General features: G+C 63.3%; 16 protein-coding genes and 1 pseudogene. 10 read left to right on the forward strand and 7 right to left on the reverse strand.

All coding sequences use genetic code 11. The features are described 5' to 3' along the window. The 5 genes from VFL62_RS15515 to VFL62_RS15535 form a co-directional block, all read left to right on the forward strand. Positions 1–2,128 (forward strand): ATP-dependent helicase (locus tag VFL62_RS15515; protein WP_325173265.1); only part of this gene is annotated, 2,128 nt, incomplete at its 5' end. A 164-nt stretch (positions 2,129–2,292) separates the two neighbouring features. Continuing rightward, the gene (locus VFL62_RS15520; RefSeq protein WP_325173266.1) at positions 2,293–3,156 is read left to right on the forward strand and encodes an aldose 1-epimerase family protein; all 864 of its coding nucleotides are present in this window, start codon (positions 2,293–2,295) and stop codon (positions 3,154–3,156) included. 381 nt (positions 3,157–3,537) lie between these two features. Next, complete coding sequence (locus VFL62_RS15525; RefSeq protein WP_325173267.1) at positions 3,538–4,428, forward strand: multicopper oxidase domain-containing protein; 891 nt, start codon at positions 3,538–3,540, stop codon at positions 4,426–4,428. 501 nt (positions 4,429–4,929) lie between these two features. Beyond that, positions 4,930–6,078: a DUF2336 domain-containing protein gene (locus VFL62_RS15530; protein WP_325173268.1), complete on the forward strand. Its 1,149-nt coding sequence runs from the start codon at positions 4,930–4,932 to the stop codon at positions 6,076–6,078. Between the two features lie 19 nt (positions 6,079–6,097). After that, on the forward strand, positions 6,098–6,370 hold the full coding sequence (locus VFL62_RS15535) for a hypothetical protein (RefSeq protein ID WP_325173269.1): 273 nt from the start codon (positions 6,098–6,100) through the stop codon (positions 6,368–6,370). A 142-nt stretch (positions 6,371–6,512) separates the two neighbouring features. Here the strand turns inward: VFL62_RS15535 and VFL62_RS15540 are convergent, their stop codons facing one another. Beyond that, positions 6,513–7,691 carry an ABC transporter substrate-binding protein gene (locus VFL62_RS15540; protein WP_325173270.1) on the reverse strand — a complete coding sequence of 393 codons (1,179 nt, stop codon included), beginning with the start codon at positions 7,689–7,691 and terminating at the stop codon, positions 6,513–6,515. Between the two features lie 248 nt (positions 7,692–7,939). Here VFL62_RS15540 and VFL62_RS15545 point away from each other — a divergent pair, with 248 nt between their 5' ends. After that, positions 7,940–8,872, forward strand: a complete 933-nt coding sequence (locus VFL62_RS15545) for an ABC transporter ATP-binding protein (protein WP_325173271.1) — start codon at positions 7,940–7,942, stop codon at positions 8,870–8,872. Next, the gene (locus VFL62_RS15550; protein WP_325173272.1) at positions 8,869–9,630 is read left to right on the forward strand and encodes an ABC transporter permease; all 762 of its coding nucleotides are present in this window, start codon (positions 8,869–8,871) and stop codon (positions 9,628–9,630) included. The genes VFL62_RS15545 and VFL62_RS15550 overlap by 4 nt, the downstream gene beginning before the upstream one ends. Before the next feature lie 129 nt (positions 9,631–9,759). Here the strand turns inward: VFL62_RS15550 and VFL62_RS15555 are convergent, their stop codons facing one another. After that, the gene (locus VFL62_RS15555) at positions 9,760–10,092 is read right to left on the reverse strand and encodes a hypothetical protein (protein ID WP_414644735.1); all 333 of its coding nucleotides are present in this window, start codon (positions 10,090–10,092) and stop codon (positions 9,760–9,762) included. Positions 10,093–10,351: 259 nt separating this feature from the next. Between VFL62_RS15555 and VFL62_RS15560 the strand changes: the two genes are divergently transcribed. Next, positions 10,352–11,194, forward strand: a complete 843-nt coding sequence (locus VFL62_RS15560) for a L,D-transpeptidase (protein WP_325173274.1) — start codon at positions 10,352–10,354, stop codon at positions 11,192–11,194. Between the two features lie 24 nt (positions 11,195–11,218). On the opposite strand, the gene VFL62_RS15565 is transcribed toward VFL62_RS15560, so the two are convergent. Then, the gene (locus VFL62_RS15565) at positions 11,219–11,647 is read right to left on the reverse strand and encodes a hypothetical protein (RefSeq protein WP_325173275.1); all 429 of its coding nucleotides are present in this window, start codon (positions 11,645–11,647) and stop codon (positions 11,219–11,221) included. A gap of 29 nt (positions 11,648–11,676) precedes the next feature. After that, the gene (locus tag VFL62_RS15570) at positions 11,677–11,880 is read right to left on the reverse strand and encodes a hypothetical protein (RefSeq protein WP_325173276.1); all 204 of its coding nucleotides are present in this window, start codon (positions 11,878–11,880) and stop codon (positions 11,677–11,679) included. A gap of 398 nt (positions 11,881–12,278) precedes the next feature. Here VFL62_RS15570 and VFL62_RS15575 point away from each other — a divergent pair, with 398 nt between their 5' ends. Next, positions 12,279–13,694 carry a TAXI family TRAP transporter solute-binding subunit gene (locus tag VFL62_RS15575; RefSeq protein WP_325173277.1) on the forward strand — a complete coding sequence of 472 codons (1,416 nt, stop codon included), beginning with the start codon at positions 12,279–12,281 and terminating at the stop codon, positions 13,692–13,694. 63 nt (positions 13,695–13,757) lie between these two features. Here the strand turns inward: VFL62_RS15575 and VFL62_RS15580 are convergent, their stop codons facing one another. Then, entirely contained in the window at positions 13,758–15,527 is a 1,770-nt protein-coding gene (locus VFL62_RS15580; protein WP_325173278.1) for a Spy/CpxP family protein refolding chaperone, read from the reverse strand. 192 nt (positions 15,528–15,719) lie between these two features. Then, the gene (locus VFL62_RS15585) at positions 15,720–17,996 is read right to left on the reverse strand and encodes a fused MFS/spermidine synthase (RefSeq protein WP_325173279.1); all 2,277 of its coding nucleotides are present in this window, start codon (positions 17,994–17,996) and stop codon (positions 15,720–15,722) included. A gap of 248 nt (positions 17,997–18,244) precedes the next feature. Here VFL62_RS15585 and VFL62_RS15590 point away from each other — a divergent pair, with 248 nt between their 5' ends. Continuing rightward, positions 18,245–19,846: an NAD(P)/FAD-dependent oxidoreductase gene (locus VFL62_RS15590; RefSeq protein ID WP_325173280.1), complete on the forward strand. Its 1,602-nt coding sequence runs from the start codon at positions 18,245–18,247 to the stop codon at positions 19,844–19,846. A gap of 56 nt (positions 19,847–19,902) precedes the next feature. On the opposite strand, the pseudogene VFL62_RS15595 reads toward VFL62_RS15590, so the two are convergent. Then, positions 19,903–20,098 (reverse strand): annotated as a pseudogene (locus VFL62_RS15595) (GrlR family regulatory protein); the annotation flags it as partial.

A 20,098-nucleotide genomic window follows, 5' to 3' on the forward strand; every position in this document is an offset into this window, starting at 1 on the left:
GCGCTGGCCGGCGCGCATGCTGGCAGGCCTGATCGACGGCTGGAAGAACCGCGGGCTTGCACCGTCGCAGGTGCCGGCCGGCGAAGCTGCGATCTTTGCCAACGGCAAGGGCGGCAAGCTCTATGCGAGCTATCAGGAGCGGCTGAAGATTCTCAACGCCGCCGACTTCGGCGATCTGCTTCTGGAAAACATCCGTCTGTTCCGCGAACACCCTGATGTGCTGCGGCAATACCAGCATCGCTTCAAGTTCATCCTGGTCGACGAATATCAGGACACCAACGTCGCACAGTATCTGTGGCTGCGGCTCTTGGCGCAGGCGCCGGCGTCTGCACCCTCGCCCCGCTCTTCTGTCCCCTCTTCCCTTGTGGGAGAGGGTGGCGACGAGCGAAGCGAGGCGCCGGGCGAGGGGTCACTTGCGCTTACAGACACCACACCCAACCCCTCACCCGCCTCACCGCTACGCGGTTCGGCACCCTCTCCCACAGGGGGAGAGGGTAAGGAAACGCCGGCGTTCGCGGCACGCCCCCGCAACATCTGCTGCGTCGGCGACGACGACCAGTCGATCTATGGCTGGCGTGGTGCCGAGGTCGACAACATCCTGCGCTTCGAGCACGACTTCCCCGGCGCCAAGGTCATTCGCCTGGAGCGCAACTACCGCTCGACCGGTCATATCCTCGCCGCCGCCTCGCATCTGATCGCCCATAACGAAGGCCGGCTCGGCAAGACGCTGCGCACCGAGGATGTCGACGGCGAGAAGGTGACGGTGACCGGCGCCTGGGATTCCGAGGAAGAAGCCCGCGGCATCGGCGAGGAGATCGAGGACCTTCAGCGCCGGAAGGAGAACCTGAACCAGATCGCCATTCTGGTGCGCGCCTCGTTCCAGATGCGCGAGTTCGAAGACCGCTTCGTTACGCTGGGACTGCCCTATCGCGTGATCGGCGGACCGAGATTCTATGAGCGGGCGGAAATCCGCGATGCGCTCGCCTACCTGCGCGTCGTCAACTCTCCTGCCGACGATCTCGCCTTCGAGCGGATCGTCAACGTGCCCAAACGCGGCCTCGGCGATGCCACCGTGCAGATGCTGCACGACCACGCCCGCAAGCGGCGTATCCCGCTGTTCGAGGCGGCCCGCGCCGTGGTCGAGACCGACGAACTGAAGCCGAAAGCGCGCGGCAGCCTGCGCGACCTTCTTGCCAGCTTCGAGCGCTGGCGCGCACAGGCCGAAGTGGCTTCACACACAGAATTGGCCGAAACCGTGCTCGACGAGAGCGGCTACACCGACATGTGGCAGAAGGACCGCTCGGCCGATGCCGCAGGCCGGCTCGACAACCTGAAGGAACTGGTGCGGTCGATGGAAGAGTTCGAGAACCTGCAAGGTTTCCTCGAACACATCTCGCTGGTGATGGATCGCGACGGCGGCGCCGAAGAAGAAGCGGTGTCGCTGATGACGTTGCATTCCGCCAAAGGGCTTGAATTCGACAACGTGTTCCTGCCCGGCTGGGAGGAGGGCCTGTTTCCGAGTCAGCGCACGCTCGACGAGCAGGGCCGCGCCGGCCTCGAAGAAGAGCGTCGTCTCGCCCATGTCGGGCTGACGCGCGCCCGTCGCCGCGCCAAAATCTATTTCGCCACCAACCGCCGCATCCACGGCACCTGGTCGACCACGATCCCGTCGCGCTTTCTCGACGAGCTGCCGGCGCATAATGTCGAGATCACCGAATCCAAGGGCGGCTCGGGTTGGGGCGGCGCCGGCGGCTTCGGCCCCTCGCGTTTCGACAATGTGGAATCCTTCGGGTCGAGCTACGCCACGCCCGGCTGGCAGCGCGCACAGGCAAACCGCGCGCGCGGCGGCGGCCGTCAGAACTACGGTTTTGAGGAACGGCAATCGCCTTTCGGTTCGCGGGATACGGGCGGCTTTGCCAAGCCGAAGCGCGCGCCGCTGGTGATCGAGGGCGAACTGATCGCCAAATCCACCGGCACGACATCGGATTTCAGTCTGCAAGATCGCGTGTTTCACCAGAAATTCGGCTACGGCCATGTGGTGAAGATCGACGGCAACAAGCTCACGATCGCATTCGAGAAAGCCGGCGAGAAGAAAGTCGTCGACAGTTTTGTCGAGCGCGCGGGCTAGTGGAGTGGATTTGACATTCGCTACCCCGTAGCCGAGCATTCGAAAAGCGAATGTCAAATCCGAAACTCCACTAGAATCTATAATTGCCAGTGGTGCTTCGATCCTAACATTTGCAAAAATGGCTCCCGCCAAAGGATGCAAATGTTAGAATCGGACCACTAGCCATGGATCACACGCTCGCAAGCGGCCGCATTTCGGCAATCATCAAGGCTGACGGCGCCGAGCTGTGCTCGCTGAAAAACGCCGCAGGGCACGAGCTATTATGGCAGGCCGGCCCGGCCTGGCCGAGGCATTCGCCGATTCTTTTTCCGATCGTAGGCCGACTCAAGAACGACGAACTGCGGCACCGGGGAAAAGCCTATCCGATGACGCAGCACGGATTTGCGCGGGATATGCCATTCGCATGGCGCGAGCGCACGAAAACGTCCTGCACGCTCGAACTCACCGACGACGCCGCGAGCCGTCAGCGCTTTCCGTTCGCGTTTCGGCTCGCCATCCGCTACGCGGTCAACGACGCCGATCTCGATGTGCGGTTCGAGATATCCAACACGGGCGATGAGACCTTGCCGGCGTCGCTCGGCGGTCATCCCGCGTTCAACTGGCCATTGCTGCCGGAACTGCCGAAGGAAGCCTACGCGATCCATTTCTCGAACGACGAGCCTGCGCCCATTCGCCGTCTGAAAGGCGGATTGCTGCGCGAAAAGCCGGAGCCGACGCCGATCGAAGGAAAGTTTCTGGCTCTTTCAGAGCGGCTTTTCGCTGACGACGCCCTTATTCTGGATCGTCCGGCAAGTTCCAGCATCCGCTACGCCGCCGACCGTGGTCCGTCGATCGGCTTGCATTGGCAGGGCTTTCAACAACTCGGTATCTGGTCGAAACCGGACGGCGCGCCTTTCCTCTGCCTGGAACCGTGGCGCGGCTTCGCCTCCCCGCTCGACTTCGACGGCGAATTTTCCGACAAGCCCGGCATCATGAAGACCGAACCCGGCGAAACGGAAATTCTGAGCTATCGCATTTCGGTCGGCTGAGCGCCGCCGTGATGGCCCGCAATATTACGGAGCCGGCGCAACACGCGCGCTCTCTTGTTCCGATGACGATAACATGCGCCTCTGCGCTGCCAACATGGCGGCCGGCATCTTCAGTCATCCGACGGCTCATCCAATTGATCGCCCAGCAGTTTGCGCGCATCGCCCGCACCTTGCGTCGATGCGTCGCAAACAATTTTCACTTCGGCGTTAGAAAGCTGCCAGATTCCCGCAACACCGCGCCGTTAGGTTGCAGGTCCTTCAACATATTCCTTCGTTGAATAGCAAAATCCTTGACGGTCGCAGCGTGCTGGATCGAGCCATGTTTGGCCTCGTCGCAGCCGATGGCACCGTATTGACAGGTGCGGCGTGCGACGACTTTCGATGGTTTCCTGTGCTGCTGCCGCAACCTGCCTCGCTGTTGCCGCGGACGGCCTGACATCGCTACGCAGCGCTACCGGCGCGCAAGGCGAGACGCCATCGCCGCCGGACGCCTGCGTCCGGCCACAAGCCGGCAGCACGATTGCGGAAGCGGCTGAACTGCGCAGCCATGACGGACTTCTCGAGACAGATCTGCGCATTCTCGATCAGAAGCTCGCCGACGGAACGACGCGCTACTGCTATCTGACGCTCGACGGCAAGCCGTCGCCGACCTTGCGCGTCAAGCCCGGCGACGAACTCGTCATTCATTTCAAGAACGACCTGCTCGATCTCGATCCGCAAACGCCTGAGATCGACAAGGCGCTCGCCGGCGCACCGATCTGCACGGCCAGGAAGAAGGCCGATCCGTGCGAGAGCGGCGCGATGACGCCGGTGTCGAGCAATCTGCATTTCCACGGCCTCACCGTGCCGCCGGTTTGCCATCAGGATGACGTCCTGAAGACATCGATCCAGCCGGACGATGCGCCGTTCGACTACCGCCTGCGCATTCCGGACGACGCGGCACCCGGCCTCTACTGGTATCACCCGCATCTGCACGGGTTCAGCAAAACGCAGGTGCTCGGCGGCGCCTCCGGTGCGCTGATCATCGAAGGCAGCGAGCGCGCCAATCCCGATCTCGCGGGCCTGACCGAACGCGTGCTCGTGATCCGCGACCAGGATCTCGTCAATCCCGAGGCACCGCCTTCGAAGTTTGAGCCGCCCGCGATGTCGAAGAGCCAGCTCGACAGCGACGGCGACGCGCTCAATTCCGGCACCGGTTTCGGCAAGCCCTCAAAGGATCTCTCGGTCAATTTCTCGATCATCAAATTCATCGAGCGGAATTGGGGCCTGTAGCCGATCACGCATCGCAGCCGCGACAACTACCCGAACCCGATCGCCCTGCCGAACAATCCCTATGTTCCGCTGAACAGTCCGGCGATCAGCGACCTGTTCGACTTCGGCGGCGGGCCGCTCGGCGAATTGCTGCCCTGATAGCCACCGTTTGTCACGATCCACGATCCGCCGGCCCGAAAGGCCGGCGGATTTTTTTGACCCGCCCGATCCGCGCCGTTCGGCCGCCCCAGCCCGATTGGTAAAGTTTCTGTTGCCGGAGAGCTCCCGCGGCAGCCGTCCTGGACGGTCACGCGGCGGCCTTGCAGCCGCCAAGTGGCCTGGTGCGGCCGTTTGCAATGCGGCCTTGCGCCATTGTGACCGGGCGCCGCAATGCTTAACGAATGGTTCGCGATTAAGCGAATTTTGATCGACAATACTTCGCGGCCATTTTTACCGAAAACTTGCGCGTAGGCTGTAGCGTCGGCGAGCACTAGAGGATTTGCCGAAGGATTTGGCACCCAAATGAGCCTGCAATTCAAGACAGCCAAGAAGGCCGACGAATCGAAGTCCTTCCTCGACGCTCTCGAGGACGCGGTCTCGCGCGGCACGCCCGAGAGCCGGGCGCGCGCGCTGTGGCACACCACCGACCTGATGATCGCCGGCGACTTCAGCGACGACGAGATCTGGACGTTCGGCGAGGTGGTCACGCGGCTCGCCGATGAGATCGAAGTCGCGGCTCGCGCGCAGCTGTCGGAGCGGCTGGCCCGTTTCGACAACGCGCCCGTCAACATCATTCACAAGCTTGCCTTCGACGATGCGATCGAAGTCGCCGGCCCGGTGCTGCGCGAATCCAAGCAGCTCGAGACCTATGCGCTGGTTGCCAACGCCTGCACCAAGAGCCAGGCGCACATGCTCTCGATCTCCAAGCGCGAAACGCTGGAAACCCGCGTAACCGACGAGCTCGTCAAGCGCGGCGACCAGGAAGTCGTCAACTCGGTCGCCAGCAACAACGGCGCCAAGTTCTCCGACTTCGGATTCCTCAACATGGTTCAGCGCGCCGAGGGCGATTCCATCCTCGCCGAGCAGCTTGGCTTGCGCAAGGATATCCCGCGCCATGTATTCCAGCAGCTGATCGCGAAGGCGACCGCCGACGTACGCAAGCGCCTGGAGCTCGAACGCCCGGACATGGCGCGGCAGATCCAGTCGTCCGTGACCGATCTCGGCGGCGAATTGCAGTCGAAATTCGGCCCACTCTCGCGCAGCCACTTCGTCGCCAAGCGCGTCGTGACCACGCAGCACAAGGGCGGCAACCTGAACGAGGCCAGCATCTCGACCTATGCGCGCTCGCACCGCCTCGACGAAGTCACGATCGGTCTGTCGCTGTTGTGCGCGTTGCCCAACGATGTGATCGACCGCGCGCTGTTCGACAAGAATCGCGAGATGCTCCTGATCCTCTGCAAGGCGCTCAACTTCTCGTGGGACACCACGATGGCGCTGCTGTTCCTCGGCGCCAAGGATCATCGCATTACCGCGAGCGACCTCAAGAAGCTCGAAACCGACTACGACCGTCTCAATATCGAGACATCGCGCAGCGTGCTTGCCTTCTATCAGTCGCGCAAGAACGGTACCGCGCCGCTTGATTCCGGCCTGGCGGCCGCGCTCTACGCGTGATGAGGGGAGACCTGCGAGCATGAACGCAATTCCATTCGGCAAAGGCGTGCCTGCCTTCGGCAAGGCCGCAGGGCAAGGTTTCGGCCGCAAGGGCGGTGGTGCTGGTTCGGACGCCGAAGCGCCGAAGCAGGACGGCGGCGCGCTCGACACGGCCCGCACGGTGCTGGAAGCGGCCAACGACTTCCGCGATGAGGCCACGGCCGCGGTCTGCCGCCGCGTGATCGAGGCCAGCATGAATGGCGCGCAGCCAAGCCTCTCCGATCTGCGCATCATCAATAATTATTTTCAGTAAGGGCGCTATCGCCACGACGAGGCTGCGCTCCCTCTCCCTTTGGGAGAGGGTTGCGGTGAGGGGTTACGATTCATCCGAATAACGTCGCCCCGTCACCCGGCGCATGGCGCCAACCTCTCCCCAGCGGGGAGAGGTGAAAGAACTACTTCTCCCCCAGTACATCGCCGAACAGCACCCAGGATTTGCCGTCGAACCGCGCCATCTGGATCTGGCGGATCGGCGTAACGTTTTTCGGATCGACAGTGACCTTGATGCCGGGCAGCAGCAGCGGCATTTCGACGCCGTCGAGCTGCTTGGTCTGCTTGATGATGTTCTCGCGCGAGAGATCGTCGCCGCAATTCTTCAACACCAATGCCATGATTTGCGCCACCGTATAGCCCTGCACGTTGAAGAGATCGCCGGTCGAGGCGTTAGGCTGATACTTCTTCATCCAGGCGAACCAGTCCTTCAAGGCTGGATCGTCGGCCCAGCGCGCATCGTTCGGGTCCTTCAGGTAAAGGCCGGTGACGACGCCGATGGAATTCTCGAGCCCGGCTGGCTCCAGCACCGCCGAGAACGAGTTCGACACCGAGGGCAGGATGATCAGCGGCTTCCAGCCCATGCTGGCGGCCTTCTTGATCGCTTGCGCCGCAAATTTCGGCGTCGCTTCGGCAAAGAAAACATCGGCGCCTGACTCGCGCATCGTCACCATCTGCGAGTCGATGGTGGGATCGGCGGTAAGATAGGTGGTCTCGGAGACCAGCTGATTGATGTGCTCGCCGAGCCCTTCCTTGAAGCCGCGCACATAATCCTTGCCCGCATCCTCGTTCGGCGCGATCACCGCGATCTTCGCATCCGGCTTGGTCTTCAGGATGTACTGGGCGTAGAGCTTGCCTTCGAGCTCATAGGTCGGATTGAAGCCGACCGTCCAGGGAAAATGCTCCGGATCGTTCCAGCGCGTCGCGCCTGACGAGACAAAGATCTGCGGCACGTGCTTGGCATTGAGATATTTCTGCACCGAAATGTTCGGGGCGGTGCCGACCGAGGAAAACATCGCCAGCACCTCGTCCTGCTCGACCAGCTTGCGGGTCTGCTCAACGGTCTTTGCCGGCGAGTAGGTATCGTCGAGGGTGAGGAATTCGATCTTGCGGCCGTTGATGCCGCCCTGGTCGTTGAGCATCTGGAAATAGGCGCCCTCCGCACGGGCGATCGCGCCATAGGCCGAGGCCGGGCCGCTATAGGGCGCGGTATTGCCGAGCTTGATGGTGAGGTCAGCGGCGTTGGCCGACGAGGCCGCAAATCCAAGAAGAAGGGGAATCAAAAGGGTTCTAGGTGCAGACACGCGGCGAGCCTCCCTCTGCTGCCAGTTGTTGCCGACTATTGTCGTGCCGCTGGCGGTTACAATTTTGCGGACAGGATATTGCGGCCTGCGGCTTGCGGACAACCGCGCAAAATTGCAACACACGCATCGTAGAACGCGTGTATTTCGCCACGCGGGATTGCGGAAAGAAACTTGCTGCCTATCTGACGAAAACCCGCCAAAGCGCCTGCATCAGCCGATTTTCAGGACCCAGAGACCCCACCGCCCCGATGCCTTCCATTATCTCGGTTTCCCATCTTTCCAAGACCTACGGCTCCGGCTTCAAGGCGCTGAAGGACATCAATCTCGAGATCGAGAAGGGCGAAATCTTCGCCCTGCTCGGGCCGAACGGTGCCGGCAAAACCACGCTCATCAGCATCATCTGCGGCATCAATAATCTCTCAGCCGGGACCGTCACGGTCGACGGCCACGACATCATCAGCGATGCCCGCGCCGCCCGCTCGCTGATCGGCCTTGTGCCGCAGGAATTGCACACCGACGCCTTCGAGACGGTGTGGGGAACCGTGAGCTTCAGCCGCGGCCTGTTCAACAAGCCGAAAAATCCGGCCTACATCGAAAAGGTTCTGCGCGACCTGTCGCTGTGGGACAAGAAGGATTCCAAGATTGTCACGCTGTCCGGCGGCATGAAGCGCCGCGTGATGATTGCGAAAGCGCTGTCGCACGAACCACAAGTCCTGTTCCTCGACGAGCCGACGGCCGGCGTCGACGTTGAATTGCGCAAGGGCATGTGGGAGGTGGTGCGCGATCTCAAGGCGGCCGGCGTCACCATCATCCTGACCACGCATTACATCGGTGAGGCCGAGGAGATGGCGGATCGCGTCGGCGTCATCAACAAGGGCGAGATCATTCTCGTCGAGGACAAGATCAACCTGATGCAGAAGCTCGGCAAGAAGCAGCTCAAGCTACACCTGCAGAGCCGCATCGACGCCGTTCCGCCGGCGCTTGCGGCCTACAACCTCGAACTGACAGGTGACGGCCACGACCTCGTCTACAACTACGACGCCTCGGCTGACCGCACCGGCATCACCAGCCTGCTCGGCGATCTGCGCAATGCCGGCATCCGCTTCGCCGATCTCGAAACCAACCAGAGCTCGCTGGAGGATATCTTTGTGAGTCTGGTTCGGCGGGAGCAGCAGCCATGAATTTCCGGGCCATCCGCGCGATCTACAAGTTCGAAATGGCGCGCACTTGGCGCACGATCCTGCAAAGCATCGTCTCGCCCGTTGTGTCGACCTCGCTCTATTTCGTGGTGTTCGGCGCCGCGATCGGCTCGCGCATCACCCAGGTCGAGGGCGTCAGCTACGGCACCTTCATCGTGCCTGGACTCGTGATGCTGTCGGTGCTGACGCAAAGCATCGCCAATGCCTCGTTCGGCATCTACTTCCCGAAGTTCGTCGGCACCATCTATGAGATCCTCTCGGCGCCGATTTCCTATTTCGAAATCGTGCTCGGCTATGTCGGGGCCGCCGCGACCAAATCGATCATCCTGGGCCTGATCATCCTGGCGACCGCCGGGCTGTTCGTACCGCTGCACATCCATCATCCGTTCTGGATGCTGACGTTCCTGGTCCTGACGGCCGTGACCTTCAGCCTGTTCGGCTTCATCATCGGCATCTGGGCCGACGGTTTTGAAAAGCTGCAGATGATCCCGATGCTAGTGGTAACGCCACTGACCTTTCTCGGCGGCAGCTTCTACTCGGTCAACATGCTGCCGTCAGGATGGCGCACCATCACCCTGCTCAATCCGGTGGTCTATCTGATCTCGGGCTTCCGCTGGAGTTTTTACGAGATCGCCGACGTCAGCGTTGCCCTGAGCCTTGGCATGACGCTATCGTTCCTCATCATCTGCATGATCGTGGTGGCGTGGATCTTCAAGACCGGGTACCGGCTGAAGAATTGACCGCTAAAGCGGTCATCCCTAGTGCAAGCGCGTAGCGCTTGTCACCGGAGCGAAGCGCCAGCATCGAATCCGGATCTCGAGATTCCGGGTCTGGTCCTTGGGACCATCCCGGAATGGCAGTTGTGAAGCTCAATACCGATAGCAGCGCCAGTGGCCGTAACGGTTGTAGTAGCCGTGGCAGCGTGGACCGGGGATTCCGAGAATGCCGTCTACCGCGCCAATCGCGCCGCCGACACCGGCCCCGACGGCTCCGCCGACCGCCGATCCAACTGGTCCCGCGACGCGGCCGCCGTCATAAGAACCCTGCGCCGCGCCGCGCTCCATGCCGCCGACAACGCCTTGCGCATGCGCCAGATGGGGAATGGCGATCAGACCGAGCGCCAATGCCGCGACCGCCAGCCAACGCACGGCCGACCTATCGACCGAATACGCCACAGCCTTGATCGCCTTCTCCTGCTTCATCATCTGCCATTCCTCATCCCATCAATGTGAAGGCATAACGCCGGCATGACGGGCCGGTTCCGCGCTGTCTTCGCCGCGACAAGGCGCGGACATCAAGATGAACAGAATGAACGACACACCATCGCCACCTCGGGGTCAGGCTTTTGCTCAACGGTATCGTTAACGCTCCCGAAAGCGTCACTGGAACCGCGGCCGTAGTTCAGGCATATTGCCTGCCAGGGACAGGGCAGTAGTCGTCAAGACCGGAGGCCACAGGTACATGCGTTCCCTTCTCGTAGTTGCAACCACCCTGATGCTGTTTGCCGCGGGCACCGCGCAGGCGAAGGTCAACATCACCATCGACAAGGATGCGCAGATGATGACCGTCGCGGTCGACGGCGTCGCACGCTATCACTGGCCCGTCTCCTCCGGCATCCCTTCGCGCGAAACGCCGAACGGCACCTTCCGCGCCTTCCGCATGGAAGCGGAGCACTTCTCGAAGGAATTCGACGACGCGCCGATGCCGCATTCGATCTTCTTCACCAAGATCGGACACGCGATCCACGGCACCGATTCCGAGAGTCGGCTCGGCACCCCCGCCTCGCACGGCTGCGTGCGCTTGTCGAAAGCCAATGCCAGCACGCTCTATGCGCTGGTGGAGCAGCAAGGCGTGCTGAACACCACCGTCACGCTGACCGGCTCGTCCACGGTGGCGCTGGCTCGCAATCCCAGAGCGCGTGCCGCGATTGCGCGCGCCGAACCGGCGCAAGCCGAGCCGCAATATCAGCAGCAGCCGTATCAGCAGCAATATTCCCAGCAACAGTATCAGCCGCAATATTCTGACGCCGGCCAGCCGGTCACGCTGACGCCGCAGCCCCAATTCTTCCCCGGCCGCCGTCCCATGCAGCAGCCGCAACCGCAGCAGGCCGATGACGGCTACATCTATCCGGCTGACGGCAGTTCGACGGACCAGCGCTATCCGGCGCCACGCTCGAGCCGCCGCCCCTATGACGGGCAGGTCTATTATCAGCAGCAGCCGCAACAGCCGCAGCCCTATGGCGGTTACAGCGATGCGTACCAGCAGCCGCCGCGCGGCTACTATCAGCAGCGCGGGCTGTACTGACCGTCGATCGGATCGGGTTTTGATTTAGAGCTTGCTGGCGTCCTTCAAGTCGCGCTTGATGGATGCCAGCAGCGTCCGCAGCGTGTCCGACCGATCGGACAGCGTCGGTGCAGGCGCGGCAGGCGGTGCGGGCTTGGCCACGGAAGGCTTTGGGACCGGCGATCTGGTCGCAGCCGGCTTGGCAGGGAAAGGCGGCTTGGGCGGAAACGGCGGCCGTAAGGGCAGAGGTTGATCGGCAAGCGCGGGCAGCTCAACGCCATCTTCGGCATGGACAAAGTCGCCATGCAAAACGTCGTCGTGACGGCCCATCAGCCACAGGGTGACCCAGTAGCCGACCGCCAGCACAATGATACTAATAATACCAATCTCTAACATTTTTGGGGCTTGCGCCTGAAAGCACCAATGATTCAATGCCTTCGCGAGGCGGTCAAGCCCTGCAAGGCCGACCGGCACGGCATTTCGCGGCGACAGTGGCGTTAATATTAACTCGCGCCGCGCAGCCGGCACGAGGTATTGCAGGTCACCACGTTGCCCTTCATGCAGATCCTGCACACGTCGACACACTGGTTGATCTGCTTCGGGTCGTAGTTCGAATAGTGCTGGGCGATACAGCTGCGCTGCTCCGGCGTGTACTCGACCTCCTGCGAACAGGCCGACAGACCCAGCGCAAGCAGCGCTAATACCAACGATCTGAAGCGAAGCGCTGAGGTCAAATCAAACTCCACTCGAGTCCAATAGCCTGATCGAGGTCCCGCGATTTTGGCGTTCGCAAAAGAGACCGCTGAGGAAAGCCCGCGGCCGTGAAAATTGGCCGCGAGAGCCAGCTCAAATAACGATTGGCCGTCGCGGGTGTTCTGACAAAATCGCGTTCATCACGGGCGCGCATGTCTGGCGGCCGGATGCCGGCCGCAAGATTAACCAATCTTCTTGCAAACCGGAAGCATCGTGGCGCGATTCGCCGGCGCTGGCGATGCCCCGGACGGCCATGCCAACATAAATCCTGCTCCGCGAAACCAGCGAGCATGATAGAATGACGAGAGCGCATTCTTGAGCCTCGCGGCATCATACCTAGATTGGCGGCAGCATGTCGGTAGCGGACAATTCAAACGCAAGGGCGGCTATCGCACGGCGGCGACGGAGCTCGCCGTTTCTGCTGATCGCCGCCGCACTGCTGCTGGTCGCGGCGATCGCCGGCGCGGCTTTCATGCTGTCGCGTCCAACCACCTTGCGTATCGCGGTAGGGCCGGCCGGAAGCGAAGATCAAAAGCTGATCCAGGCCCTGGCGCAGACCTTTGCCAATGAAGGCAGTCCGGTCCGGCTCACCGTGATCCCGACCGCTGGCCCGGTCGAGAGCCTAGGGCTTCTGAACACCAATGAAACCGATCTGGCCGTTGGACGCGCCGACGAAGACATGCCCAAGGGCGCCGGGTCGGTCGCGATTCTGCGCAAGAACGTTGTGGTGCTGTGGGCGCCTTCCGGTGCGCCGGGCAAGGGCGGCGGCAAGAAAGAATCGAAGGCCAAGATCAAGGAAGTGGCCGACCTCGCAGGTCACCGCATCGGCGTTCTCGGCCGCACCGCGGTCAACGTCACTTTGCTCAACGTGATCCTGCGCGAATCCGGCCTCAACCCCGACAAGGTCACGGTCTCGCGCTTTTCGGTCGCGCAGATCAGCGACATGGTGAAAGATCCCGGCATCGACGCGTTCATGACGGTCGGCCCGCTCGACAGCAAGATCACGACTGATGCCATCATCGCGACCGCGCGCCTGCGCGGCGAGCCGACCTTCATTCCGATCGACGTTTCGGAGGCGATCGCGCACAAGCATCCGCTGTACGAATCCGAGGAGATTCCAGGCAGCTCGTTCACCTCTGCCCCGGCGCGCCCCGAAGACAAGATCGAGACTGTCGGCGTCGATCACCTGATCGTGGCGCCGAAGTCGCTGTCCGACAGCACAGTCGGCACGTTCACCCGGGCGCTGTTTGCGGTGCGGCCGGTGCTGGCCCGGGAAGACCGCGCGGCATCGAAGATTCAGAAGCCCGACACCGACAAGGACGCGGCGATCCCGGCGCATCCGGGAGCTGCGGCCTATATTGACGGTACCGAACGCACGTTCCTGGACAAGTACAGCGACTATTTCTGGGGCGCGCTGTTGCTGCTCTCGGTGCTCGGCTCGATCAGCGCGTGGCTGCGGCATTACGTCAGGCGCGATGAGCGAAACATCACCGGCGAACACCGCAGCAAGCTGCTGGAGCACATCTCGCAGGTACGCAAGACCGACTCGGTGGAGGATCTCGACGCCTTGCAGGAAGAAGCCGACGAATTCCTCCGCGACATGCTGGAGTGCTATGACGACGGCGCGATCGATGAAAACGATCTGGCGGCCTACAGCCTCGTGCTCGAACAATTCCATCATGCGGTGGCCGACCGCCGCGCGGTGATCGCCGCAAGTCCGGCCCGGGGGCCTGCTCCGAAATTCGCAAACGTCGGCGGCGATCACTAGGCGAAATTCGGAACAAAAAAACGCCGCCACGCGCATCCGCGTGACGGCGATATGCCTCTGTCCTCAGAACCCGATCAGGCGCCGCACCAGACCGTAGACGCTGGCGTGATGGCGGCGACGATAATGCCGCGGCGCGGCCGCGCCGTCGTTATCCGACGATGACGCCGCTGAAGCGGCGACATCGCGGCCCGGGCCGATCGATTCGAACTGCGCCTTCTGCTCGTCGCTGAGTTCGCTGTAGAGGCTGTCGAGCGCCGACTTGACGGTCTCGACCGCCTGCAGCATCGCGTCCAGCCGCTTGCCGGCGGCGGCGAGCCGCGCCGGCGGCGTCAACGCTTCATTCGGCTCGCAGGTCTCCTTCAGGATGTCGGCTGCCTTGGCGGTCGCGTCCTTCAGATTGTCCAGGCTCGCGCGCTGCGCCTCGGTCGGATGAACGCGGCGCTCGATTTCAGCCGCCGGCCACTCGGTGGCCTGCCCGGCGTTGGCGCAATTCTGCGCCAGCGCACCCTGATCGTTGCGGCCGCGTCGTTGATCCTCGCCGAGCGAGGTCAGCCGTGCCTTCTGCTCGTCATTGAGCAGACCGTAGAAATGATCGAGCGGCGGCTGCACGATCCGTACCGCCGAAATCATCGCCTCCAGTCGCGCCTGCATGGCCGCCAGACGGGCCGGCGCGGTCGAGGCGACATCGTTCGGACAGGCCGCCTTGATGGCCTGGGCCGCCCTCACCGAAGCGTTGGCGAGATCGTCGAGCGCCTTGCGCTGCTCGTCGTCCGGATTGATCGCCTGCTGGATTCGGTCAATCGGCAGGCCGGCGATCTCCTGGCTGTCATCGCCGCACATCTGCGCGATTTCATTTGGGGCGTTCGACGGCGCCGTGCCGGCTCCGCCCGATACGCCACCACCCGAGGACGAATAGCCGCCTCCGCCATAAGACGCATAGCCGCCGCCATACGGCAGATAGCCGGCGAGATCGGCATAGTCATATGGCGCGAAGATGCCGGCATAGATGTCGCCGTAGCCGTAATCCCAGAGCGAGGGATCATAGCCCCACATCGCGTAGTCGGAGAGATCGGAATAGGCGAACGGCCAGAACAGCGGGCCGACCCAGCCATAGCCGCCATGGGCATGTCGCCACCATCCGCCGTTGCGGTCGTGACCACGCCATCCCGCGGTCGCGGCGGCCGCCGCGATATGGGCGCGGGAGTCGGGATTGCGCAAGGCGTTGTGGTTATGCAGCGCGCCGGCAACCGCCCCGCCCGCCAGCGCGTGATGAACGGCGTTGGCGCGCATCATGCCCTGGTGGTTGAGCCCCTGACGGTTCAGATTGCCGCCGACGTGGCCCAGCGCAGCGTGGCTGTTGCGGAAACTGCTGCCGCCGGCCGCCCGCGAGAAGGCCGCCGCTCGGCCGCCGGGCGTATGGGCAAATGCAGCACCGCCGCCGCCATGACGTCCGCCACCGGCAAAGCGCGCCGCGCCGCCCCTGAATCCACCACCCCGCGCGCCGGCAAAATGTCCGCCGCCGAAATGAGCGCCGCCGACGCGGGCGCCACCAAAATGTCCGCCGCCGAAGTGTGCACCACCACCAGCGAACCGCGCTCCGCCGCCGCCGAAATGCGCACCACCACCGCCGAAGCGGGCGCCGCCGCCACCGAAGTGCATCCCACCTCCGCCCCCACCGAAGTGGGCGCCACCGCCGCCGCCAAAGTGGGCGCCCCCGCCGCCGCCACGCATGCCTCCGCCGCCTCCACCGCCGCCCCGCGGTCCAGCCGCGAAGGCTGTACCCGAAAGCGCGACCGACAGCGCAATGACCGATACCCATTTGAACTTCGACACGGCATCCTCCTCAACTCACGCGCTCGAACCCGCCGCGCAGATCGCCGCGCCATTCGCAGCGATGGCCAAATTTGCCAGCGGCATTTTCGGCGCAATTACGACAAGTTGATTCCAGAACGCTGGATCATGTGGCGAGTTCCATGAACCATCGGTAGGGGGATAAAAACGATTTTAGATTCGGCCGCCGCCGACCTATTCGCCGTCGCGAAGCCGCCGATACACTGCGCCAAGCACGTTGCAATAGTCGTCGGTCCAGACCCGCTGGTTGGCGGTGGGTTCTGTCTCTTCCCATTTGTCCGACGAAGCGAGCTGGCCGACATCGGCCTCCTCGCGTGCCGACACCACGACATTGGTCGCGAAAATGTATTCGCTGTCGCGGCCGGAATCTTCGTTGTAGACCCAGCTTTTCATGCCGTTGGCGTCGGCGATGCCGACCACGACACTCGCCAATTCCAGATGCCGGTTCGAGACATGCATCAGCACCGCGCCCTGCGGCGCGAGCTTGTCCTTGTAGATCTTCATGGCCTCTTGCGTGGCGAGATGAATCGGAATCGCATCCGACGAATAGGCATCGACCACGATCAAATCATAGACGCCGTCAGGCTCGCGCGCGAAGGTCAGCCGCGCATCGCCGATCACCGGCTTTAAATCCGGCTGGCACTTCGAGACATAGGTGAAATATTTCGGATCGCGCGCGGTATCGACCATCGACTGGTCGATCTCGAAAAACTTCCAGTCTTCGCCGGGCAACCCGACACAAGCGAGGGTGCCGGAGCCGAGGCCGATCGCAGCCGCGCGCAGCGGCGCGCCCTTGCGCGCGCGGATCGCCGCGACCGCCTGGCCGATGCCGCCGTCCTTGTAGTAATACGAGATCGGTTCGGGACGGCCCTCGACCCGAGTGCCGTCGTTATTCTGGAATCGCTCGGCGCCGTGAATGGTCGTGCCATGCAGCAGCACGTGATACTGGCCGCTTGGCGTCGTGACGATCTTGTGGACGCCGAAGAAGCTGCGCACGGTATCGACGCGTCCGTCGTCGGCCGGATAGACGCGCACCAGCGCCAGCGCCAATGCGGCGATCGCCGCGAGCTTGAGCCGCGCGGTGTCGAGCAAGATCGCCAGCAGCATGCCGACCACGGCAACGGTCCCTGCGACATAGACCCGGTGCTCCTGGAGCCAGTCGAACGTCTCGCCCTTGGTCTGTGACAGAACGATCAGCGCCAGCGCCACCACGACCACCAGCGGCCAGGCCAGCCGGCCCAGCCACGGCAGGCGTTCATTCGTCGGCGGACGGCAGAGTGCGGCGAGCACGATCAGGATCGGATATTCGGCGACCCACGAAAACACATTCGGCGCGATCAGGCCGGCGAACAGGCCGCCGATCATGCCGCCAAACGACAGCGCGACGTAGAAGCCGGTGAGATATTTGGCCGCCGGCCGCGTACGTGCGAGTTCGCCGTGGCAGGCCATCGCGATCACGAAGAAACAGAGCTGATGCCCGCCGAGGGTCAGGAGCAGGTTCTGCTCGCCGCCGACCGCAAGCAGGACAATGACGCCGGCGATCGCCGCAGGCTGCGCCCACAGCACCCATTTGTGCGGCAACCACGGCCGTTGCTGAAACACCAGCACCCAGGTCAGCAGATAAAGCGACAGCGGCAAGACCCACAAGAGCGGCGCGGCGGCGACGTCGGTCGAGATATGCGCGGTCACCGCAATCAGAAGTCCGGACGGGACCGCGGCGAGAAAGACCCAGCGCGCGCGCAGGGCGAATGACGGCGGCGGCGCGTCGCTTTCAGCCGCCAGCGTCGCCGGCGAGCGCGCCGGCGCGCGCCATAACAGCAAGCCACAGGCGGCAATCAGGAGGATCAGCAGGCCATACCCGGCGGTCCAGATCAGGTTTTGCGTCCGCAGGCTGAAGACCGGCTCCAGAACCAGCGGATAGGACAACAGTGCGAGGAAGCTGCCGATATTGGAGGATGCATAGAGGAAGTACGGGTCGGTGCCGTCGGGATGGCCTGTTCGAACGAACCAGGCTTGCAGCAGCGGATTGTTGGCGGCGAGCGCAAAGAACGGCAGGCCGATCGAGGCCACGAACAGGCCGAGCAGCCATAGCGCATAGCCTGATGTGGGCGGATCGCCGAAGCTGGCCGAGATCGCCAGCGGCAGCGTGATGAAGGCTGTGATAAGCAGCGCCAGATGCACCGCGATCGGGATCGCGCGGCTGTTGATCCGCATCAAAAGATGCGCGTAGACATAGCCGGCCAGCAGCAACGACTGGAAGAACACCATCGCCACCGACCACACCGCCGGCGAGCCGCCGAGGCGCGGCAGCACCATCTTGGTGAACAGCGGCTGGACCGAGAACAACAGCAGTGCGCTGACGAAAATCGCCGCCGTATAGACCAGAAGCACCAGCCGGTTGCGGCCTGCGGAGGGCTTCTCCGCGGCTGTCGGCAGATCGGATTGGGTCATGAAGGCTCCGGCGGAAAATCTTGTGATGCTGGACGCGGAAGGATATTGCGGGCGGCAATGGAGCATAGGAACGCGGATCGGGCAATGTGGAGCATCGACAGGTGTGCAGGTCATGAGCGGTCTGATATGCAGACGTCATTCCGGGGCGATGCATCAGCATCGAACCCGGAATCTCGAGATTCCGGGTCTGGTCCTTCGGACCATCCGGGAATGACGTACCAGGCGAAAGCCACGCGAAATGAAATTACATGAGCGAAATCGACGTCGTCATCATCGGGGCCGGACATAATGGCCTGACCTGCGCGGCGTATCTGGCCGCCGCGGGGCTGAAAGTGCGCGTGGTCGAACGGCGCAAGATGGTGGGCGGCGCCGCGGTGACCGAGGAATTCGCGCCTGGTTTTCGCAATTCGGTCGCGGCCTACACCGTGAGCCTGCTCAACCCGAAAATCATTTCCGATCTGAAGCTCGCCGAGCATGGCCTCAAGATCGTCGAGCGCCGCGTCCAGAATTTTCTCCCCGCCCCTGACGGCGGCTATCTGATGACCGGCGAGGGCCGCACGAAAGACTCGCTCGCCAGGCTCAGCCCGCACGATGCTTCGGAGCTCGACGGTTTCAATCGCACACTCGAAGAGATCGCGGACGTACTGCGCGCACTTGTGCTGCGCGCGCCGCCGAATCTCGTCGAGACCTTTGGCACGGCCGCAATCCGCGAAGGCTTCAATGCGCTCGGCACCGCCAACATCCTGCGCAAGCTGTCGCTGGAGCAGCAGCGCATGCTGCTCGACCTGTTCACGCGCTCGGCCGGCGAGATGCTCGACGAGGTTTTCGATCATGACCTGATCAAGGCGCTGTTCGGCTTCGACGCCATTGTCGGCAATTATGCCTCGCCCTACGCGGCCGGCTCGGCCTATGTGATGCTGCATCATGCCTTCGGCGAGGTGAACGGCAAGAAGGGCGTATGGGGCCATGCCATTGGCGGCATGGGCGCGATCGGCCAGGCGATCGCGGCCGCCGCGCGGCAGGCCGGCGCCGAGATCACGTGTGAAGCCGGCGTGCATGAAGTGATCGTCGAGCGCGACCGCGCGGTCGGCGTCTCTCTCGAAAATGGCGAGACGGTGCGCGCGAAATATGTCGCCTCCAGCGTCAATCCAAAGCTGCTTTACACACACCTGGTGCCGTCAGGCGCGCTGCCGGAAGATTTTCTCACGCGCATGCAACGCTGGAAAAATGCCTCCGGCACCTTCCGCATGAACGTGGCGCTCTCCGCCCTGCCCTCGTTTACGGCGCTGCCGGGCACCGGAGATCACCTCACCTCCGGCATCATTCTCGCGCCGAGCCTCTCCTATATGGACCGCGCCTGGCACGACGCGCGCGAGCACGGCTGGAGCCGCGCGCCCGTGGTCGAGATGCTGATCCCCTCGACGCTCGACGACAGCCTCGCGCCGGCCGGACAGCACGTCGCGAGCCTGTTCTGCCAGCATGTCGCGCCGGAATTGCCGGACGGGCGGTCCTGGGACGACGCCCGCGAGGAAGTCGCCGATCTCATGATCGCGACCGTCGACCAGTACGCGCCGGGCTTTGCGGCCAGCGTGATCGGAAGACAGCTCCTCTCGCCGCTCGACCTCGAACGGCAATTCGGTCTGCTCGGCGGCGACATCTTCCACGGCGCGCTGACGCTGAACCAGTTGTTCTCGGCCCGCCCGATGTTGGGCCATGCCGACTACCGCGGGCCGCTCAAGGGGCTTTATCACTGCGGCTCCGGCGCCCATCCCGGCGGCGGCGTCACCGGCGCCCCCGGCCATAACGCCGCCCAGGCAATCCTGCGGGATCACCGCGCGATCTTTGGATAGGCGGTGGACAGCGTGGGGATGGGTGTGGGGATAGCCAACGGCCACGACCGACCGCCCTACCCCTCCGCCAGCAACTTCAGCACCGCGTGAAAAGACAGGCTGCGCGTCCCGACCAGCGTGGTGCCGAACACTTCCGACGAGTCCCCCGAAAACGTACCGGTGAATCCGCTCGCCACCTCCTGGCCGCCGAACAGCGGACGGACAAAGGGATCGTCAAATGGCGTGTGCTGGTTGGTGACGAGTTCGCCCTTC

The sequence above is a fragment of the Bradyrhizobium sp. genome (genome assembly GCF_035701725.1).
GTDB lineage: Bacteria > Pseudomonadota > Alphaproteobacteria > Rhizobiales > Xanthobacteraceae > Bradyrhizobium.

Excerpts from the sequence above, each read along its gene's own strand:
- VFL62_RS15520 (WP_325173266.1), top strand. The coding sequence starts at position 2,293 with ATGGATCACACGCTCGCAAGCGGCCGCATTTCGGCAATCATCAAGGCT.
- VFL62_RS15525 (WP_325173267.1), top strand. The coding sequence starts at position 3,538 with ATGGTTTCCTGTGCTGCTGCCGCAACCTGCCTCGCTGTTGCCGCGGAC.
- VFL62_RS15530 (WP_325173268.1), top strand. The coding sequence starts at position 4,930 with ATGAGCCTGCAATTCAAGACAGCCAAGAAGGCCGACGAATCGAAGTCC.
- VFL62_RS15535 (WP_325173269.1), top strand. The coding sequence starts at position 6,098 with ATGAACGCAATTCCATTCGGCAAAGGCGTGCCTGCCTTCGGCAAGGCC.
- VFL62_RS15545 (WP_325173271.1), top strand. The coding sequence starts at position 7,940 with ATGCCTTCCATTATCTCGGTTTCCCATCTTTCCAAGACCTACGGCTCC.
- VFL62_RS15550 (WP_325173272.1), top strand. The coding sequence starts at position 8,869 with ATGAATTTCCGGGCCATCCGCGCGATCTACAAGTTCGAAATGGCGCGC.
- VFL62_RS15555 (WP_414644735.1), bottom strand. The coding sequence starts at position 10,092 with ATGAAGCAGGAGAAGGCGATCAAGGCTGTGGCGTATTCGGTCGATAGG.
- VFL62_RS15560 (WP_325173274.1), top strand. The coding sequence starts at position 10,352 with ATGCGTTCCCTTCTCGTAGTTGCAACCACCCTGATGCTGTTTGCCGCG.
- VFL62_RS15575 (WP_325173277.1), top strand. The coding sequence starts at position 12,279 with ATGTCGGTAGCGGACAATTCAAACGCAAGGGCGGCTATCGCACGGCGG.
- VFL62_RS15585 (WP_325173279.1), bottom strand. The coding sequence starts at position 17,996 with ATGACCCAATCCGATCTGCCGACAGCCGCGGAGAAGCCCTCCGCAGGC.
- VFL62_RS15590 (WP_325173280.1), top strand. The coding sequence starts at position 18,245 with ATGAGCGAAATCGACGTCGTCATCATCGGGGCCGGACATAATGGCCTG.